18 protein-coding genes are annotated in these 16,873 nt (G+C 72.5%); 8 read left to right on the plus strand and 10 right to left on the minus strand.

Going from position 1 to position 16,873, the window contains the following annotated elements:
• Nucleotides 1–16 precede the first annotated feature (16 nt).
• Both guaA and PZC42_RS04200 read left to right on the plus strand, forming a co-directional pair.
• Entirely contained in the window at nt 17–1,606 is a 1,590-nt protein-coding gene (gene guaA, locus PZC42_RS04195) for a glutamine-hydrolyzing GMP synthase (RefSeq protein WP_277208715.1), read from the plus strand.
• Nucleotides 1,607–1,742: 136 nt separating this feature from the next.
• Nucleotides 1,743–2,342 carry an aromatic ring-opening dioxygenase LigA gene (locus PZC42_RS04200; protein ID WP_306573546.1) on the plus strand — a complete coding sequence of 200 codons (600 nt, stop codon included), beginning with the start codon at nt 1,743–1,745 and terminating at the stop codon, nt 2,340–2,342.
• A gap of 64 nt (nt 2,343–2,406) precedes the next feature.
• On the opposite strand, the gene PZC42_RS04205 is transcribed toward PZC42_RS04200, so the two are convergent.
• Together PZC42_RS04205 and PZC42_RS04210 are read right to left on the minus strand one after the other, a co-directional pair.
• Nucleotides 2,407–2,847, minus strand: a complete 441-nt coding sequence (locus tag PZC42_RS04205; RefSeq protein WP_277208717.1) for a hypothetical protein — start codon at nt 2,845–2,847, stop codon at nt 2,407–2,409.
• Nucleotides 2,844–4,382 carry a PspC domain-containing protein gene (locus tag PZC42_RS04210; protein ID WP_277208719.1) on the minus strand — a complete coding sequence of 513 codons (1,539 nt, stop codon included), beginning with the start codon at nt 4,380–4,382 and terminating at the stop codon, nt 2,844–2,846. Before PZC42_RS04210 ends, PZC42_RS04205 begins: the two co-directional genes overlap by 4 nt.
• Before the next feature lie 125 nt (nt 4,383–4,507).
• On the opposite strand from PZC42_RS04210, the gene PZC42_RS04215 reads away from it, so the two are divergent.
• Nucleotides 4,508–5,818: a PspC domain-containing protein gene (locus PZC42_RS04215; RefSeq protein ID WP_277208721.1), complete on the plus strand. Its 1,311-nt coding sequence runs from the start codon at nt 4,508–4,510 to the stop codon at nt 5,816–5,818.
• Between the two features lie 41 nt (nt 5,819–5,859).
• The gene (locus tag PZC42_RS04220) at nt 5,860–6,474 is read left to right on the plus strand and encodes a LuxR C-terminal-related transcriptional regulator (RefSeq protein ID WP_277209283.1); all 615 of its coding nucleotides are present in this window, start codon (nt 5,860–5,862) and stop codon (nt 6,472–6,474) included.
• A 15-nt stretch (nt 6,475–6,489) separates the two neighbouring features.
• Here the strand turns inward: PZC42_RS04220 and PZC42_RS04225 are convergent, their stop codons facing one another.
• From PZC42_RS04225 to PZC42_RS04255, 7 genes are all read right to left on the minus strand, one after another.
• Nucleotides 6,490–7,251, minus strand: a complete 762-nt coding sequence (locus tag PZC42_RS04225) for a hypothetical protein (RefSeq protein WP_277208723.1) — start codon at nt 7,249–7,251, stop codon at nt 6,490–6,492.
• A gap of 19 nt (nt 7,252–7,270) precedes the next feature.
• Nucleotides 7,271–7,666: a type II toxin-antitoxin system VapC family toxin gene (locus PZC42_RS04230; protein WP_277208725.1), complete on the minus strand. Its 396-nt coding sequence runs from the start codon at nt 7,664–7,666 to the stop codon at nt 7,271–7,273.
• Entirely contained in the window at nt 7,657–7,881 is a 225-nt protein-coding gene (locus PZC42_RS04235; protein ID WP_277208728.1) for a type II toxin-antitoxin system Phd/YefM family antitoxin, read from the minus strand. The genes PZC42_RS04230 and PZC42_RS04235 overlap by 10 nt, the downstream gene beginning before the upstream one ends.
• 110 nt (nt 7,882–7,991) lie before the next feature.
• A complete protein-coding gene (locus tag PZC42_RS04240; protein WP_277208730.1) occupies nt 7,992–8,699 on the minus strand; it encodes a sirohydrochlorin chelatase in 708 nt (235 codons plus the stop codon).
• A 56-nt stretch (nt 8,700–8,755) separates the two neighbouring features.
• On the minus strand, nt 8,756–10,063 hold the full coding sequence (gene cobA / locus PZC42_RS04245; protein WP_277208733.1) for a uroporphyrinogen-III C-methyltransferase: 1,308 nt from the start codon (nt 10,061–10,063) through the stop codon (nt 8,756–8,758).
• A 19-nt stretch (nt 10,064–10,082) separates the two neighbouring features.
• Nucleotides 10,083–10,967 carry a phosphoadenylyl-sulfate reductase gene (locus PZC42_RS04250; RefSeq protein ID WP_277208735.1) on the minus strand — a complete coding sequence of 295 codons (885 nt, stop codon included), beginning with the start codon at nt 10,965–10,967 and terminating at the stop codon, nt 10,083–10,085.
• Nucleotides 10,964–12,688, minus strand: coding sequence for a nitrite/sulfite reductase (locus PZC42_RS04255; RefSeq protein WP_277208737.1), 1,725 nt, complete (start codon nt 12,686–12,688; stop codon nt 10,964–10,966). Before PZC42_RS04255 ends, PZC42_RS04250 begins: the two co-directional genes overlap by 4 nt.
• 352 nt (nt 12,689–13,040) lie before the next feature.
• Between PZC42_RS04255 and PZC42_RS04260 the strand changes: the two genes are divergently transcribed.
• The 4 genes from PZC42_RS04260 to PZC42_RS04275 are packed head-to-tail and all read left to right on the plus strand — an operon-like array spanning nt 13,041 to nt 15,218.
• Complete coding sequence (locus PZC42_RS04260; protein ID WP_277208738.1) at nt 13,041–13,412, plus strand: hypothetical protein; 372 nt, start codon at nt 13,041–13,043, stop codon at nt 13,410–13,412.
• Between the two features lie 46 nt (nt 13,413–13,458).
• Nucleotides 13,459–13,941, plus strand: coding sequence for a DUF456 domain-containing protein (locus PZC42_RS04265; RefSeq protein WP_277208739.1), 483 nt, complete (start codon nt 13,459–13,461; stop codon nt 13,939–13,941).
• Nucleotides 13,942–13,962: 21 nt separating this feature from the next.
• Complete coding sequence (locus PZC42_RS04270) at nt 13,963–14,403, plus strand: GNAT family N-acetyltransferase (RefSeq protein WP_277208741.1); 441 nt, start codon at nt 13,963–13,965, stop codon at nt 14,401–14,403.
• A 50-nt stretch (nt 14,404–14,453) separates the two neighbouring features.
• Nucleotides 14,454–15,218, plus strand: coding sequence for a class I SAM-dependent DNA methyltransferase (locus PZC42_RS04275; protein WP_277208742.1), 765 nt, complete (start codon nt 14,454–14,456; stop codon nt 15,216–15,218).
• Between the two features lie 6 nt (nt 15,219–15,224).
• On the opposite strand, the gene PZC42_RS04280 is transcribed toward PZC42_RS04275, so the two are convergent.
• Nucleotides 15,225–16,829: a DUF389 domain-containing protein gene (locus PZC42_RS04280; protein WP_277208744.1), complete on the minus strand. Its 1,605-nt coding sequence runs from the start codon at nt 16,827–16,829 to the stop codon at nt 15,225–15,227.
• Nucleotides 16,830–16,873: the final 44 nt, after the last annotated feature.

Below are 16,873 nucleotides of genomic sequence, written 5' to 3' on the forward strand. Positions count from 1 at the left end.
CCATTATCCTGGTGCGGTGACATCTCCCGCCGCTGCATCCGCGGAAACCCCTCGCCCTGTCCTCGTCGTGGACTTCGGCGCCCAGTACGCCCAGCTCATCGCCCGGCGCGTGCGCGAGGCCAAGGTCTACTCCGAGATCGTCCCGCACACGTTCTCGGTGCAGCAGATGCTCGCCAAGGACCCGGCGGCCATCATCCTCTCGGGTGGCCCGTCCTCGGTGTACGCCACCGGGGCGCCGTTCGTGGACCCGGAGCTGTTCGACGCCGGCGTGCCGGTGCTGGGCATCTGCTACGGGTTCCAGGCGATGGCCAAGGCGCTCGGCGGGGAGGTCGCCCAGACCGGCCAGCGGGAGTACGGCGGCACCGAGGTCGAGGTCTGCTCGGCCGGTGTGCTGCTGGCCGGCACCCCGGTCAACCAGACGACGTGGATGAGCCACGGTGACTCCGTGCACGCCGCGCCGGAGGGCTTCGAGGTGCTCGCGACGTCGTCCGGCTCGCCGGTGGCGGCCTTCGAGGACTCCGATCGCCGGCTCTACGGCGTGCAGTGGCACCCGGAGGTCAAGCACTCGGCGCACGGTCAGGCGGTGCTGGAGCACTTCCTCTACTCCGGTGCGGGCCTGGCGCCGGACTGGACGCCGGGCAACGTCATCGCCGACCAGGTCGCCGCGATCCGTGCACAGGTGGGCGACGCCCGGGTGATCTGCGGGCTGTCGGGTGGCGTGGACTCCTCGGTCGCCGCGGCACTGGTGCAGCAGGCGGTGGGGGACCAGCTCACCTGCGTGTTCGTGGACCACGGTCTGCTGCGCGAGGGCGAGGTGGAGCAGGTCGAGCGCGACTTCGTGGCCGCCACCGGTGTGAACCTCGTGGTCCGCGACGAGCGGCGGCGGTTCCTGGACGCGCTCGCCGGGCACAGCGACCCGGAGACGAAGCGCAAGATCATCGGCCGCGAGTTCATCCGGGTCTTCGAGGATGCTGCCCGCGATGTCGTCGCGGCCGCGGGCGAGCACGGGGAAGAGGTCAAGTTCCTCGTCCAGGGCACGCTCTACCCCGACGTCGTGGAGTCGGGCGGCGGCGAGGGCGCCGCCAACATCAAGAGTCACCACAACGTGGGCGGCCTGCCCGACGACCTGCAGTTCGACCTGGTGGAGCCGCTGCGCACACTGTTCAAGGACGAGGTGCGCGCGGTGGGCCGCGAGCTCGGGGTGCCCGAGGAGATCGTCGCGCGCCAGCCGTTCCCCGGCCCCGGCCTAGGCATCCGCATCGTGGGCGAGGTCACCGCGGAGCGCCTGGAGACCCTGCGCACGGCGGACGCCATCGCCCGCGAGGAGCTCACCCGGGCCGGTCTGGACGACGACATCTGGCAGTGCCCGGTCGTGCTGCTCGCCGACGTCCGCTCGGTGGGCGTGCAGGGGGACGGGCGCACGTACGGCCACCCTGTGGTGCTGCGCCCCGTGTCGAGCGAGGATGCCATGACGGCGGACTGGACGCGGCTGCCCTACGACGTGCTGTCGGTGATCTCGACCCGCATCACCAACGAGGTGAGCGAGGTCAACCGGGTGGTGCTCGACGTGACGAGCAAGCCGCCGGGCACCATCGAGTGGGAGTGATCCCGACGGGTCGACCGCCGGCAGGGCGCAGGGACCGGGTGTGACCTGAGGGTTCGCCGTGCCGTCCGGTGATGGTGACGCTACGTTGGCTGTGATCTCACTCACGTCACCAGCGTGACCGACGGAAGGCGCAGCCATGTCGAGCACTGTCACCGTCCGACCCGCCAAGGGGGTCCGCGGGATCGGGATGGTCACCCTCCTCGCCGGCATCCTCCTCGTCCTGGCAGGGGTCGCCGTCTGGATCGTGGTCGCGATGACCCTGTCCGACGAGAAGATCACCGTCGCGGACGACGCCAGCATGTTCGCCGGCCAGCAGGTCGCCGGGCCGTTCACGGCGTACGCGCAGGCCGAGGTGATCGACCAGCACGCGCTCGAGGCCTCGGGTGGAGCCACCTACGCCGAGCTGGACCGGGACGACCCGACCCGCGAGACGGTCATGAACGCGTCGTTCCTGCGCGCCTCGTTGTTCACCTCGGTCGTCGCGTTCGGTGTCTGCGCGCTCGTCGTCGGTCTCGGCCTGTTGTTCATCCTCGTCGGTGCCGCGCTGCGGCGCCTGGCCGGCGGGCCCGCGGTCGCGGTCGAGACGCCGGGCCGCAGCTCGCACGGCGACCTGTCCACGCCGCCGCGGCACAGCGCGGAGTCACCGGTGGGCCACGCCACGCCTCCGGAACGGCACACGACCCGCCCGACCGATGCGCCGCCGTCGTCCGGGCGGACGGACACGCCGAACGCCTGACGGCAACGCGCGAGGCGCGGCTCCACCTGGACGGTGGGACCGCGCCTCGCCCGTGCGCCGGGTGTCAGCCTGCTGTCACGCTCGCGCGGCGGCGACGCCGGACGGCGCCGGCCACGGAGCCCACGACGAGCAGCAGCCCGGCCGTGGCGAGCAGCAGGATCGTGGCGAGCTCGACGTCGATGGTCGCCCCCGCGGTGCGCGCCAGGATGCCGACACCGACGGCGACGACGATGAGTCCCCACACGATCGTCGTGGTCCGTGGCCCGGACCGGACGAGGGGCGGTGCAGCGATCGTCGCGGTGGCGGGACCGGGGCCCGGTTCCGGACCGCTGTCCGCGGAGCGGACGGGCTCGTCGAAGACGGCGAGCGGGTCGTTCGACGCCGGCAACGCCTGCGTGGGCGGCACCTCGTCCGAGGGGATCTGCTGGGTGGCCGGCACCGCGCTGTCGGCGGTGCGTTCGTCCTGCTCCGGTCGGTCCTGACGGTCCTGGTGGTCGTTGCTCATCGTTCCTCCTTGATGAAGATCTCACCGGCGCGGCCGTCGACCTCGAGCCGCAGCACGGCACCTCCGAGCTCTGAGACCTCGTCGGTCTGATAGGTGCGGGGGCCACCGGAGAAGCCGGACGTCACCGTGTGCTCGCCGTCGATCTCGACCGCGAGGTTGCCGGCGTTGATCTCCGCGACGATCTCCACGGCCGTGTCGGCCGGGATCTCCACGACCGTGCGGCCTCCCGTCATGTCGACGGGCACCACCACGGGCTCGCCCGGCTCGACGTCGGTCAGATCGAGCTTGGTGAGGTCGACGTAGGCCTCGCCGAACTGGACCCGGACCCCGTCCTCGGCGGCTTCGATCGACCGCGGGGTCAGCGTCCCCTCGCCGATGAGGGCGCCGGACTGCGTGGTGACCTGGTGATCCTGCCACTGCCAAGCGCCGCGGTCGGCGGCGAACGGCCACACCGCCAGGGCGGTGACGAGGCCGCCCCAGGCGAAGGCGGTCAGCCAGCCTCCGCGCAGCCCGCGCACGCCGGCGACGACGATGCCCGCTCCCACGATGACGATGGTGCTACCCACCCAGACAGGCCAGACGGGCACGGCGAAGCCCAGGACGAGATCGGCCGCGAGCAGGCCGGCCCCGGCGAGCAGGGCGAGCCCGACGACGATCCCGACGGCGTTCCCGCCGACGGTGCGCCGGGGGCGCGGAGGGAGCGGGGCCGGTGGTACCGGAGGACCTGGGTACGGCTGGGCGCCGTACCCACCACCCGTCGGGCCTGCTGGACCGGCCGGAGGGAAGGGAGCGGTGGAGGCTTCCGGCATGCTCCCTGGGACGGGTGCCGCCGCCGGGGGGGCGTAGTGCGCCCGGGGGGCGGGGACGTACGGATCGGTGGAGCTCACGGGGACCTCGCTCTGGTTCGGGGACGACGGCGGTCCGTGGACCGGGTTCACCGCTGCGGCCGGGGCGCCGTACGCCGCCGGGGACGTGCTGCCCGCCGGCGGTGGCGGCGTCGGGCCGACGGGTCGACCGCGCGAACGCACGAGCTTGACGATCAGCCACACGACGGCGACCCAGAAGGCGATCCACAGGAGGGCCGAGACCCACTCGGCGGGGCCGATCCACCACGGCCAGAAGCCGCCGCCCCAGATGAGACCCAGCAGGACGGCGATGCCGGCGCCCAGCATGGCGACGTCGAAGGTGCCACGGATCGCCTCCTGGAAGTGGATCCGCCCGTCGGACCGCTCGGGGAGCAGGGCCCAGGCGACGCCGTAGAGGACCAGACCGGCTCCGGAGACGAAGAAGCTGAGGATCAGCAGGCCGCGCACGAGCAGGGGGTCGAGGCGCAACCGCTCGGCGATGCCGGCCGCGACACCGCCGACCCAGCGGTCGTCGGACCGGGCGATGCCGATGTGGCGCACGGAGTCGAAGAACCCGTCGCCGGCTGCGCGCCGGGGCGGCGGAGAGGGTGGTGCGGCGCCGCCGTCGGTGCCACCGGCTCCGGGGGCACCGCCCGGGGCGTCCGGGGCAGGGGTGTCGTTCGTGGTCATGTCTCCATGCTGGCCCGCCGCGGGGCCGGCGACCATCGGGTGTACCCCTGAAACCAACCCTGAGTCCGTCGCCGAGAACCCTGGATCCTGCTCCGGAGGCACCCCTGACGTGCCACGATCAGGGGGTGATCACGATCGAGGCGCCCGCACGGCTGCCGCTGCGCCGTCCTCGGCGAGGGCGGTGGCTCGGTGGCGTGTGCGCGGGGGTCGCGGCGCACCTGGGTGTCTCGGTCCGGCTGGTCCGCCTCGCGATGGTCGGGCTCGCGCTCGTCGGCGGCATCGGGCTGGCGCTCTACGTCTTCTGGTGGCTCACGATCCCGGCCGGCGACCCGCACGACGTCGCGCACCAGGGCCGTCCCGCTGCCCTGGCGCGGCTCGCGCCCCGGCTGCGACGCGGTGGTCCCGTCGCAGGGCTCTCTCGTCGCGACGTCGGGATCGGGCTCGCGCTCCTCGTCGGGGCCGCGGTCCTGGTCGCCCTGCGCTGGGGCTGGGACCTGCCCACGATGTGGCTGCCGCTGCTCGTCGTCGCCGGTGGCGCGGGCCTTGCCTGGAGCCAGCTCGACGCGGTGCAGCGCTCGCGGGAGACCGGCGCGCCGCCGTCGCGCTCCAGCACGCTGCTGCGGCTGATTGGTGGGCTGGTGCTCGTGACCGCCGGTGTGCTGCTGCTGTTCGTCCAGGGCACCCCGCCCGCCGAGCTGCTGACCGTCACGCTGGCGTCGCTCGCGGTCCTGGTGGGTGTCGCCCTGGTCCTGGCCCCCTGGTGGCTGCGCCTCGTCCGCGAGCTCGGCGACGAGCGCGCCGCCCGCGAACGGGAGGCCGAGCGTGCGGACATCGCCGCCCACCTGCACGACTCCGTGCTGCAGACCCTGGCGCTCATCCGTGCCCGTGCGCACGACGCCGAGGAGGTCGCCCGCATGGCGCGGGCGCAGGAGCGTGAGCTGCGCGAGTGGCTCTACGACGACCGGCACGCCCCGGGCACGTCGCTGGCCACCGAGCTGCGCGACCTGGTCGGGGAGGTGGAGGACGGCCGTGCCGCGGAGATCGAGCTCGTGTCCGTCGGTGACTGCCCGCCCACCGCCACGACGACCGCGTTGCTGAAGGCCACGCGCGAGGCGTTGGTCAACGCCGTCGTGCACGGTGCGCCACCGGTGACCGTCTACCTCGAGGTGACGGACGCTGCCGCGCAGGTGTTCGTCCGCGACCGCGGTGACGGGTTCGACCTCGACGACATCGCCCCCGACCGGTTCGGGGTGCGTGAGTCCATCTGTGGCCGGGTGCGCCGGCGCGGCGGTACCGCCGAGGTCGTCAGCCGGCCTGCCTGGGGCACCGAGGTGCGGCTGTCCGTCCCGCGGGCGGCCGGCCAGGAGCACAGCGCGGGCACGCCACCGGAGGGCGTGCCGGGAACGACTGCCGATGACGAAGGAGCCCCACCGTGAGCGATACCCCCGTCCCCGTGGTCCTGGTCGACGACCACCACATGTTCCGCACCGGGGTGCGGGCCAGCCTCGACGGCCGGGTCCGCGTCGTCGGGGAGGCCGCCGACGTCGACGAGGCGGTCGCCGTCGTCCACGCCGAGACGCCGCCCGTCGTCCTGCTCGACGTGCACCTGCCCGGCGGCAACGGCGGTGGTGGGGCCGAGGTGGTGCGCCGGTGCGCGGACCTGCTGGGCGGCACGCGGTTCCTCGCGCTGTCGGTGTCGGACGCGGCCGAGGACGTCGTCTCGGTGATCCGTGCGGGCGCGCGGGGCTACGTGACCAAGAACATCTCGGCGGCCGACCTGTCGGCGGCGGTCGTGCGCGTGGCCGGGGGCGACGCGGTCTTCTCGCCGCGGCTGGCAGGGTTCGTCCTGGACGCGTTCGGAACCGCCGCGGGGGACGTCGCGGTCGCCGACGACGAGCTCGACCGGCTCTCGAAGCGAGAGCAGGAGGTCATGCGACTGATCGCGCGCGGATACACCTACCGCGAGGTCGGGGGCGACCTGTTCATCTCCGTCAAGACGGTCGAGACCCACGTCTCGGCGGTGCTGCGCAAGCTGCAGCTGTCCAACCGCAACGAGCTGACGCGCTGGGCGGCGGCACGCCGGCTGCTCTGACCGCGGGGCTCCCGATCAGGCCGACACGTCGAGCAGCAGTTTCCCTGTCGCGATGAAAGCTCCGACGAGACCGACGACGGCTGTCAAGGAAGGAAGGAGGCTCTCCCATCTCTTGCTGGTCGAAGAGTCGCTCTTCCAGTGCAGTACCTTCTTCAGGTAGTTTTCTCCCACCGTGGAGTTCACGACCTCGCCACGGATGGTGCTGAGGGCACACGTTCGTGCAAGTCTAGCGAAATGCTCCAGGGCGTCGCGGTCGAGAGACTCGCGATCTGCGATCCGGTGCATGGCATCGATGGGACCTGAGCAATCGGCACCAGATGCTTCGGCAAAATGTGCCAGAGTCGCTGACCGTCCGGCGAGGAGCTCCCTGGACTGCAACGTCCCCGGCTTCATCTTTCCTACGTCGGCTGCAAGCCGGCACTGGACCCCGAACTGGTGAAACTGGTCAGCACTACGGGCCGATTTCTGGTCCAGTGAGAGCCCGAGGACGAATGCCCAGACAGGAACAACGAGCAGGGCAAGGGCGGTTCCTAGGAGTAGGCCCCAGTGGACGGATAAGTTCTGCGCCAAGGCGACGTAGGTAATCAATATAGCGACAACAGAATACATTCCGGCAAGGAACCCAAGAATTCCCGAGGTGTGCCACCAGCTCCAGAGCCGTCTGAGGTCCTCCAGAGGAATGTCCTGCAGCTCGTCGGTTGAGAATCCGTGCTTGCACAGGAGCCGGTACGGCCGCCGTCGCCACCAGTCTCGAACGTTTGGTAGCGCAGTTTTCACGAGGCTTCCCGGAGGTGCTTCACCATATGGTGCGGAGGCTCTTCAGGGTCGCGAACGCCGGATCTGCGGTGACGAGTGCGATGTTCTCGATCATCGCTTGCGCCGCGAGGAGTCGGTCGAACGGGTCGCGGTGGCCCCATCTCATCGACCCGGCATGGAGCGCATGAGCCGTCGTGAGGTCAAGGGGCTCGGCGTCGAGGTCGTCGACCCGGCGTTCCCAGGCGTCGACGAGTGCGGCGGCGTCGTCCAACTTTCCCAGGCGGACCTTGGTGGCGATCTCCATCGCGGAGACGGCCGAGACGAGCAGTCGGTTCTCGGTAGTGGCGAGCGTCGCGCGGAGGTCGTCTGAGAGTCGGTCGGGAGATCCCAGCAGCCAGACGAAGGTGTGTGTGTCGAGCAGGTAGGTCACTCCCACGCGGCGAGCTCCTCGTCGTCGAGCGCGGCGAAGAAGAACTCATCGGGTAGCACGAGCGGGACTGCGCCGAATGTCCGCTCGGCGACCGGCTCGACCGGGGTGAGCCGGACGGCCGGCTTGCCGGCCCGCGCAACGACGATGTCTTCACCGTGCTGTGCGCGTGCGATCAGCCGGGAGAGGTGCGTCTTCGCCTCCTGGATGTTCACGGTGGTCATGAACTCAGTGTGCTGGGATGACCTGGTCTGGTCAAGGTGACCAGACCAATCAGCCAGCCAGCCTCGGGCAGTCGGTCTCGACCTGGTGCTCACCCCGCAGTAGGCGGCGGTCAGAGCGCGGCGCGGTAGCGCTCGACCACGACGTCGACCAGCTCGTCGGGAGCCTCGGCGCCGGGCAGGAGCAGCGGTCCGGTGGTGACGTCGCCGCCGGCCCGTTCGGCCAGGGCCTGGAAGTAGCCGGGGGCGAGGAGGTAGCTCGCGGTGACCACCCGCGCGCCCGGGTGCTCCGCGCGCACGGACGTGACGACGTCGGGCACCCGCGGGGTGGCGTTGGCGATGTAGCCCACGCTCACCGGGTGCCCGGTGCGCGCGGCGAGCAGCTCGCCGGTGCGCTCGCAGTCGGCGACGGCGCGCGCGTCGGACGAGCCGGCGGCGGCCAGCACGACGACGTCGCCGTCGGCCAGGCCCGCCTCGGTCAGCCGGTGCTCGAGCAGGTCGACGAGCCGGGGGTCGGGACCGAGCGCGCCGCCGAGCGTCACGTCGATCCCCTCCGCGCGTGCCTTGTCGACGTCCTCGCGCAGGTCGACGTGGACGTGGAAGCCGGCGGAGAGCAGCAGCGGCACGATCACCGTGCGCTCCTCGCGGAGCGCGTCGAGGCAGGTCGGCACGTCAGGCTGCTGGACGTCGACGAACCCGGCGTGCACGGGCGCCTCGTGCTCGAGCCGTGCGGCGACGGCGTCGGCCAGGGTGGCGACGGCTCCGGCGCCCACGGGCGACGAGGTGCCGTGCGAGATCGCGAGGAGGGTCGGTGCGGCCATGCCTGCCACGCTACGCGCCGGATCGAACGCCGGGATGACGGGTGCGTGACGATGCGTCACGGCTTGCTCACGGACTCGTCGTCGGTGGTGTGAGCATCCCAGCCGGGGGCGAGGCGCACGACGTCGCCCACCACGGTGACCGCCGGCGGGCGCACCTCGGCCGCAGCGGCGCGTTCGGCGATGTCGGCCAGCGTGCCGAACGTCGCGCGCTGGCGGGGGCCGTAGCCGTCCTCGACCACGGCCACGGGGGTGGACGCCGGCCGCCCGGAGGCGACGAGGGCCTCGGCGGTCCGCGCCAGCCGTGTCACGCCCATGAGGAGCACGAGGGTGTGGTCCGTGCCCGCCGGGACGTGGGCCACCGCCTCGTGGGCGGTCAGCACGCTGAACCCGGCAGCCACACCGCGGTGCGTCACAGGGATGCCAGCGGCGGCCGGGACGGAGACGGCGGACGTGACACCCGGCACCACCTCGACCTCGATCCCGGCGGCCCGGCAGACAGCGAGCTCCTCGCCGCCGCGGCCGAACACGTACGGGTCGCCGCCCTTGAGCCGCACGACGTCGCGGCCCGCGAGGGCGTGCTCCACCAGCAGCTCGTTGATGCGTTCCTGCGGCACCGGGTGGTTGCCCGCGGTCTTGCCGACGTCGATCACCTCCACGTCGTCCGCCAGGGTGCCCAGCAGCGACCGAGGCCCCAGCCGGTCCACGACGACGACGTCGGCACTCGCCAGGAGTCGGCGCCCTCGGCCGGTGACCAGCCCCGGGTCGCCGGGCCCACCGCCCACCAGAGCGACGCGACCCGTGCGCGTGCCGCCGCCCTCACCCCACGAGGCATCCTCGCTGCGCTGCGGGCCCTCGCGGGGGCCCCGAGAGTCGTCGGGCCGGGTACGGACCCGCCGCAGCGGGAGCTCGCCGGCCTCCAGTGCGGCAGCGATGCCGTCGCGCAGGCGCATCGCGCGGCGCGGGTCGCGGCCGGCGTGCACGGCGACCACGACCTGCTCTCCTGCCAGCGCGGTGACGGCGGGTACCCAGGCCGACGCGGCCGCTGCGTCGGCGGCGACGACGCAGAACGTGCGTGACGTCTCCGCGTCGCGTGCCACGGCGGTGTCCACCGCTGGCACGCCGGTCGCGCTGTGCACGAGCCAGGCCCCGTCGAGGTCACCTGCGGCGTAGGCGCGCGCGAGGTGCTCGACGCCACCGCCCGCGACGAGCCCGGCAAGCTCGTCGCTCAGGCCGGGGGACACGACGCGCACCCGGGCGCCGGCGTCGAGCAGGCCTCGCACCCGGCGCGTGGCGACCGGCCCGCCGCCGACCACGACGACGAGCCGGCCGCGCACGCGCAGGCCGAGGGGGTAGAGGTCGCTCACAGGGCTGATCCTCGCAGGTTCAGATGTGCAGGCCGCACTCGGACTTGTCGGCGCCCGCCCAGCGGCCGGCGCGCGCGTCCTCCCCCGGGGCGACACGACGGGTGCAGGGCTCGCAGCCGATCGACGGGTAGCCGTCGTTCAGCAACGGGTTCACCGTCAGCCCGCGGGCCAGCGCGTACCCGACGAGCTCGTCGTCGGACCAGGCGGCGATCGGGTTGATCTTCACCAGGTTGTTCGACGCGTCCCACGAGACGAGCTCGGCCGAGGCGCGCGAGCCGGAGTCGGCCCGGCGCACACCCGTGGCCCAGGCCTCGTACCCGGTGAGGATGTCGCGCATGGGCTCGACCTTGCGGATGCGGCAGCAGGCCTCGGGGTCCCGGGCGAACAGGTCCGGCCCGTACGCCTCGGCCTGCTCGGCGACGCTCAGGCGCGGGCGGACGTCCACGATCGTCACGTCGAGCGAGTGCGCGACGGCGTCACGGGTGCCCAGCGTCTCGGCGAAGTGGTAGCCGGTGTCGCCGAAGAGGACGTCGACCCACGGCAGCTGCTCGCTGACCAGCGCGGACAGCACCGAGTCGGTCATCGAGGACGCGACGGCGAGGGAGTCGCCGAACTGCTCGACGGCCCAGGCGATGACGTCGTGCGCCGACGCCTCGTCCGGCGAGCCGATCCCGGACCCGCCCAGCTCGCGACGGCCGCGGGCGGCGATCTGCGACAGCTCGGCGTCGGAGCGACGCCGCCGCTCCCGTCCGTCGACGCGCGCGCGCCGTCGGGCCCGGGACTGCTCCCGTTCGGCGGCACGGCGCTTGGCCGCCGCAGCGGCACCGGCCAACGAGGAGCTGGCCCCTGCGGGAGCGCCGGTGGCGTTCGGCCCCACCCCGAGGGCGACGGAGACGGCCGTCACTGCAGTGCCTCCTCGTCGGCCCGGTGCGCCCACTGGGCGAACGACTCGGTGCCGTCGCGGTCCGACTCGTAGCGGCGCACGACGCGCTCGACGTAGTCGGCCAGGTCGGTGGACGGCACCTTGAGCCCACGCACCGTGCGGCCCAGCTCGGCGGTGTCGCGCCCCTGCTCGACGAGGCCACCGCCCAGGTGCACCTGGAACCCGGGCACCTGTTCGCCGTCGACGGTGATGATCTGGCCCTTGAGGCCGATGTCCGCCGTCTGGATCCGGGCGCACGAGTTCGGGCAGCCGTTGACGTTGAGGGAGATCGGTCGGCCCAGGCGGGCCTCGACGTCGCCGAGCCGGTCCTCGAGCTCACCGATGACCCGGGCCGCCGTGTCCTTGGTCTCCACGATCGCCAGCTTGCAGTACTCGATGCCGGTGCAGGCGATGGTCGATCGTCGGAACAGGCTGGGCCGGGCTGTCAGGCCGAGCGGGTCCAGTCCCGCGACCAGCTCGTCCACGCGGTCGGCCGGGACGCCGAGGATGACGACCTTCTGGTGGGCGGTCAGCCGGGCGGCCTCCGCGCCGACCTTCTCGAGCAGGTCGGCGAGGCCGGTCAGCGTGCCGCCACCGACGCGGCCGACGACGGGAGCGGCGCCGACGTAGAACCGGCCGTCCTTCTGCTCGTGGACGCCCACGTGGTCGCCCGGGCGGGTAGCGGGTGCGGGCGGGGGCCCGTCAGGGAGCTCGTAGCCGAGGTACTCGTTCTGGAGGACTTCCCTGAACTTCTCGGTGCCCCAGTCCTTGAGCAGGAACTTCAGGCGTGCCTTGTTCCGCAGGCGCCGGTACCCGTAGTCACGGAAGATCCGGACCACCCCGTGCCAGACGTCGGGCGCCTGCTCGGCGGTCACGAAGACCCCGAGGCGTTCGCCGAGCCGGGGGTTCGTCGACAGCCCGCCGCCGACCCACAGGTCGAAGCCCGCGCCCAGCTCGGGGTGGCGGACACCGACGAGCGAGATGTCGTTGATCTCGTGCACGACGTCCAGGCTCGGGTGCCCCGTGATCGCGGTCTTGAACTTGCGGGGGAGGTTCGCCAGCTCCGAGTCGCCGATGTAGCGCTTCTTGATCTCGAGGATCACGGGCGTCGGGTCGATGATCTCGTCCGCCGCGACGCCGGCCACCGGGCTGCCGAGGAACGGGCGCGGCGAGTCACCGCACGCCGTCGTCGTCTCGAGGTTCACGGCGTCGAGGCGCCGCCAGATCTCCGGCATGCTCTCGACCTCGATCCAGTGGTACTGGATGTTCTGCCGGTCGGTGATGTCGGCGCTGCCCCGGGCGAAGTCGGTCGAGATCTCGCCGAGCACGCGCAGGGCGTTCGCGTCGAGAGCCTGTCCGTCGGTGCGGACGCGGAGCATGAAGTAGCGGTCCTCGAGCTCGTGCGGCTCGAGCGTGGCGGTGCGGCCGCCGTCGATCCCGGGCTTGCGCTGCGTGTAGAGCCCCCACCAGCGGAAACGCCCGTGCAGGTCGTCGCCGGGGATGGAGTCGAAGCCCTCGTGGGCGTAGATGCTCTCGATCCGCTCACGCACGGCGAGCGAGTCGGACTCCTGCTTGAACTCCTCGTTGTGGTTCAGCGGGGTCTTGCCGTCGATCTTCCACTGGCCGTTCGGGCGCGCGGCACGCGCCGGGCGGGCAGGAGCGTCGGTGGTGGCCTGCGCGGCGGGGGTGGTCTGCGTCGTCATCCTGGGGGGTTCCTCGGGTCCTCGGGGGGCGGGACGCGCGACGACGATGGCTCAGCAGGGGTGGGCCGAGACCGACGGCGCGCGCCGATGCTCAGGGTCCGCAGGTGCGGTGGGGGCTGAGGTGGGGCGCGATCAGCGACAGGAGCACTGACAGCTGCACATGCGCATGCGCAGGCTGGGGCGCGCCGACATCTCACGACGGGTGGTCGTGAGGAGGTGGGGCGCAGCCGTGGTCATGCCGAGGAATCTAACCCGGGGGGACCATCTCGCGAAACCCCCGGTCCGCATGCTGGGACACGTGTCACACGTTGAGACGACAGAAGGGACGAGACTGCGCGGATAGGCTGGCGGCATGGAATTTCTCTACAACGTCTTCACGGTGCTGCACTTCGTCGGGTGGGCGATCGTGCTCGGCGGCTACCTGGCCTCCCTGCGCAGCCCTGGTCTCTACCGCGGGGTCTTCCACGGCGCGGCGACGGCCCTCGTCGCCGGGGTCCTCATGGTCGGGATCGCGGAGATGGGCGACCTGTGGGCAGACGGCGGGCCGTCGATGGCGAAGATCGGCGTGAAGCTGTCCGTCGCCCTCGTCATCGCGATCCTGGCGTTCGCCGCCAAGCGGCAGGGGAGCAAGGCGGACAACGGCACGGGCGCGGTCAGCCCCGGCCTCAAGCACGCGATCGGCGCCCTGACGCTGGTCAACATCGTCGTCGCCGTCTTCTGGTGACCGCCCGAGGCACGACGACGGCGCTCGTCCCGGGTGATCGCAGGCGGTGAGCGTCCTCGGAGAGGTCCTCGTCGGCCTCGCGATCGCCGTGGGGCTCGTCGGCATCGTCGTCCAGATCCTGCCGGGCAACGCCCTCGTCCTCGGATCCGTGCTGGTGTGGGCCTGGGTCACGGGCGGGACCACGGCGTGGGTGTGCTTCGCCGTCGCGGCGCTGGTGATCGCCATCGCGGAGACCTGTCAGTGGTTGCTGGCCGGGCGGCACATGCGGCGTGCCGAGGTGCCCTGGTCGACCCTCGCCGTCGGCGGGCTCGCCGGCATCGTCGGGTTCTTCGTCGTCCCCGTGGTGGGGCTGTTCCTGTTCTTCATCCTTGCGGTGCTGGTGATGGAGTACCTGCGCCGGCGGGACGTGCGGGCGGCGTGGCGCGCGACGATCGCGGCACTGCAGGCGACCGCCATCACCATCGGCATCCAGCTCCTCGGCGGACTGACGGCGACCGTCATCTGGGTCGTCGGGCTCTTCGTCACGTGACTCGCGTGTGATCATGGCGCCGTGCACACCCTCACCCGGCCCTTCGAGGCGCTCGAGAACCGCACCGCCTACGGGATCTGGCGGCTGCGCCAGGACGTGTTCGTCGTCGAGCAGGACTGCCCCTACCCAGACCTCGACGGTCGTGACCTGGAGTCGGGCACGCGGCACGTCGTCCTCCTGGACGGGGACCGGGTCGTGGGCACCGCCCGGGTGCTCGACGACGGCGACGTCCGGCGCATCGGCCGGGTCGTGTGCCACCCGGACGTGCGGGGGACCGGCGCGTCGGGCGAGCTGATGCGCGCGGCCCTCGCCGCGGCGTCGGCCGCCGCACCCGAGACGGACGTCGTGCTCGGGGCCCAGGCACCGCTGGCCGGCTGGTACGGGACGTTCGGGTTCGCCGTCGACGGGCCCGAGTACCTGGAGGACGACATCCCGCACGTGCCCATGCGCCTGCGGCGCTGACCTCGCAAAGGACGTGACCGCACTGCGCCGGCCGTCCTAGCCTCGGGCTCATGACGACCGACGACCCTGACGACGGCTGGTTCGGTGAGTCCGTCGCGGCCAGGTATGACAGCTCCGACGACGACGAGTTCGACCCCCGGACCATCGCTCGCACGGTGGGCGTGCTCGCCGAGCTCGCCGGCGACGGCCCTGCGCTCGAGCTCGCCGTCGGCACCGGCCGCCTCGCCGCACCCCTCGCGGCCCGCGGCGTCCCCGTGTGCGGAATCGAGCTGAGCCGGGCGATGGCCCGGCGGATCGCGGGCAAGCCAGGGGCCGACGGCGTGCAGGTCACGATCGGCGACATGACCACGGTGCGGGTGCCGGGCGAGTTCTCGCTGGCCTACCTCGCGTTCAACACCATCGGGAACCTCACCACCCAGGACGCGCAGGTGGCGTGCTTCGTCAACGCCGCCGTCCACCTGCGCCCCGGCGGTTGCTTCCTGGTGGAGGTCGGTGTGCCGGACCTGCGTCGGCTGCCCCCGGGCCAGGACACCGTGCCCTTCCGCGTCGAGACGGGTGCGGGCGGCGGCTACGTCGGCTTCGACCGGTACGACGTCGCCACCCAGCGCCTCGAGTCCGTCCACGTCACCGTCGACGACGGCGTCGGTCGGGTGCTGCGCGTCCCGTTCCGCTACGCGTGGCCAACCGAGCTGGACCTCATGGCGCGGATCGCCGGCTTGCGGCTGCGTGACCGGTGGAGCGGCTGGGACCGGTCGCCCTTCACGGCCGAGAGCACCTCGCACGTCTCGGTGTGGGAGAAGCCCCTCGACGTCTGACGGCCGTCACTCGGACGCCGGCAGGTGCTGGGTCACCACCGGTGTCACGGCCACCTCGACGGCGTAGCCGCCGTCCAGCGCGTCCTTGAGCGCCGCCTGCAGGTCCTCGAGCGGGGGGAGGTCGTCCGACGGTCCTGCCAGCTCGACCGTCACCGTGGCGTCACCGACGGTCACGTTCGTCGGGCTGAGGGTCGAGTCCCTGCCGAGCCACTCGTGCACCGCCGAGTGTGCCGCGCGCCCGTCCGCGGACTTGCTGAGCAGCCCGTCGGTGGTCAGCAGGAGTGGGATGAGGATGAGCAGCGCGGCCGCGGCGAACGGCGTCAGGGTGAGCAGCACCCGTCGGCCGTCGCGGCGCAGGCGCTGCGCGTTGGTCAGTCCCGCCAGGACGAAGACCACCGAGGCCGACAGGACGATCGAGACGAAGTTCGTCGAGAACAGCAGCAGGGCGCCCGCGGCGTCTCCCGGCCGCGACGCGCCCAGCGCGACCCCGACCACGGCCAGCGGTGGCACCAGGGCGACGGCGATCGCCACCCCGGCGATCGACGGCGCGACGCGGCGGTCGACGGTGGCGAACGCCCCGGCCGCTCCGGCGGCCACCGCCACCAGCATGTCGAGGAGCGTCGGGTTCACGCGCGAGCTGATCTGGCTGTTCGTGTCGAACGGGACCACCGCGGGCACCCAGGAGCTGATGACGAACGCGATGGCCACGGCGACCGTGGCCCCGGCCACGATGAGCACCAGGGAGCCGACCGCCCGCCGGGCCCAGCCACTGACCACGGCGGCGGCGAGCCCCAGGATCGGGGTCATCAGCGGTGCGACGAGCATCGCGCCGATGACCACCGCCGTGGAGTCCTGCAGCACGGCGAGGGTGGCGATGCACACGCTCAGCACCAGCATCACCCACCACGCCGCCTGCTTCGCCGCCAGCTCGGGTCGTTCCAGGTAGAGCTGATCGGCCAGCCGGGTGCGGCGCTCGGTCCCGACGTCGACGTGCTCCACCCACGACCAGAGGATCTCGGTGAGCGAGGGGTACATGCCCTCCGGGGTCGCCACGGTGCCGGCCGCCACGCGGTAGCCGTGGGCCAGGGCGACGGCTCCGCCGCCGAGCGCCGCCAGGCCGAGCATGACGGTGAACCAGTCCGCGATGATCTCCGGCGCGGCGATCACGAGCACCGCGAGCAGGAGCCCCACCCCACCGCTCGCGAGGCGCGGCGCGCGCCGGGTCCGGTCCCGGCCGAGCACGGCGAGCACGAGGGACACCAGGCTGCGGAACAGCAGGTAGGCGCCACCGAGGACGAGCGTCGTGGTGAGCGCGTCCCGCCCGGTGAACAGGAAGACGACCGCGAGCGCGACGGATGCCAGCCCTCGCAGGACGCCCACGGCGCGGGTCGTCACACGAGCCCGGCGACGCCGCACCACGTTCCACAGGTCGTTGCCGCCCGAGACGAGCAGCCCGATGCCCACGACGGTCTCCGTCAGGCCGAGCGAGATCGCCGGGACCAGCACCAGGACGAGGCCGATGCCGACGGCGACCGCACCGCCCACCGTGGAGGGGTTGACCAGGCGCGCGGGGTTCCGCAGCAGGTCGGTGCCGCGGACCACGGGATCCATGGCGCGACAGTAGCGGAGTGCCGCCGCGGCGGCGCGCTGAGGTC

Source organism: Isoptericola croceus (genome assembly GCF_029382255.1).
GTDB classification, from domain to species: domain Bacteria; phylum Actinomycetota; class Actinomycetes; order Actinomycetales; family Cellulomonadaceae; genus Isoptericola; species Isoptericola croceus.

Bases quoted from the DNA above. Each gene is read 5' to 3' on its own strand.
- PZC42_RS04240 (WP_277208730.1), bottom strand. From the start codon at position 8,699: ATGGCCGCACCGACCCTCCTCGCGATCTCGCACGGCACCTCGTCGCCC.
- PZC42_RS04235 (WP_277208728.1), bottom strand. From the start codon at position 7,881: ATGACCACCGTGAACATCCAGGAGGCGAAGACGCACCTCTCCCGGCTG.
- PZC42_RS04200 (WP_306573546.1), top strand. From the start codon at position 1,743: ATGTCGAGCACTGTCACCGTCCGACCCGCCAAGGGGGTCCGCGGGATC.
- PZC42_RS04255 (WP_277208737.1), bottom strand. From the start codon at position 12,688: ATGACGACGCAGACCACCCCCGCCGCGCAGGCCACCACCGACGCTCCT.
- PZC42_RS04280 (WP_277208744.1), bottom strand. From the start codon at position 16,829: ATGGATCCCGTGGTCCGCGGCACCGACCTGCTGCGGAACCCCGCGCGC.
- PZC42_RS04260 (WP_277208738.1), top strand. From the start codon at position 13,041: ATGGAATTTCTCTACAACGTCTTCACGGTGCTGCACTTCGTCGGGTGG.
- PZC42_RS04205 (WP_277208717.1), bottom strand. From the start codon at position 2,847: ATGAGCAACGACCACCAGGACCGTCAGGACCGACCGGAGCAGGACGAA.
- PZC42_RS04275 (WP_277208742.1), top strand. From the start codon at position 14,454: ATGACGACCGACGACCCTGACGACGGCTGGTTCGGTGAGTCCGTCGCG.
- PZC42_RS04210 (WP_277208719.1), bottom strand. From the start codon at position 4,382: ATGACCACGAACGACACCCCTGCCCCGGACGCCCCGGGCGGTGCCCCC.
- PZC42_RS04220 (WP_277209283.1), top strand. From the start codon at position 5,860: ATGTTCCGCACCGGGGTGCGGGCCAGCCTCGACGGCCGGGTCCGCGTC.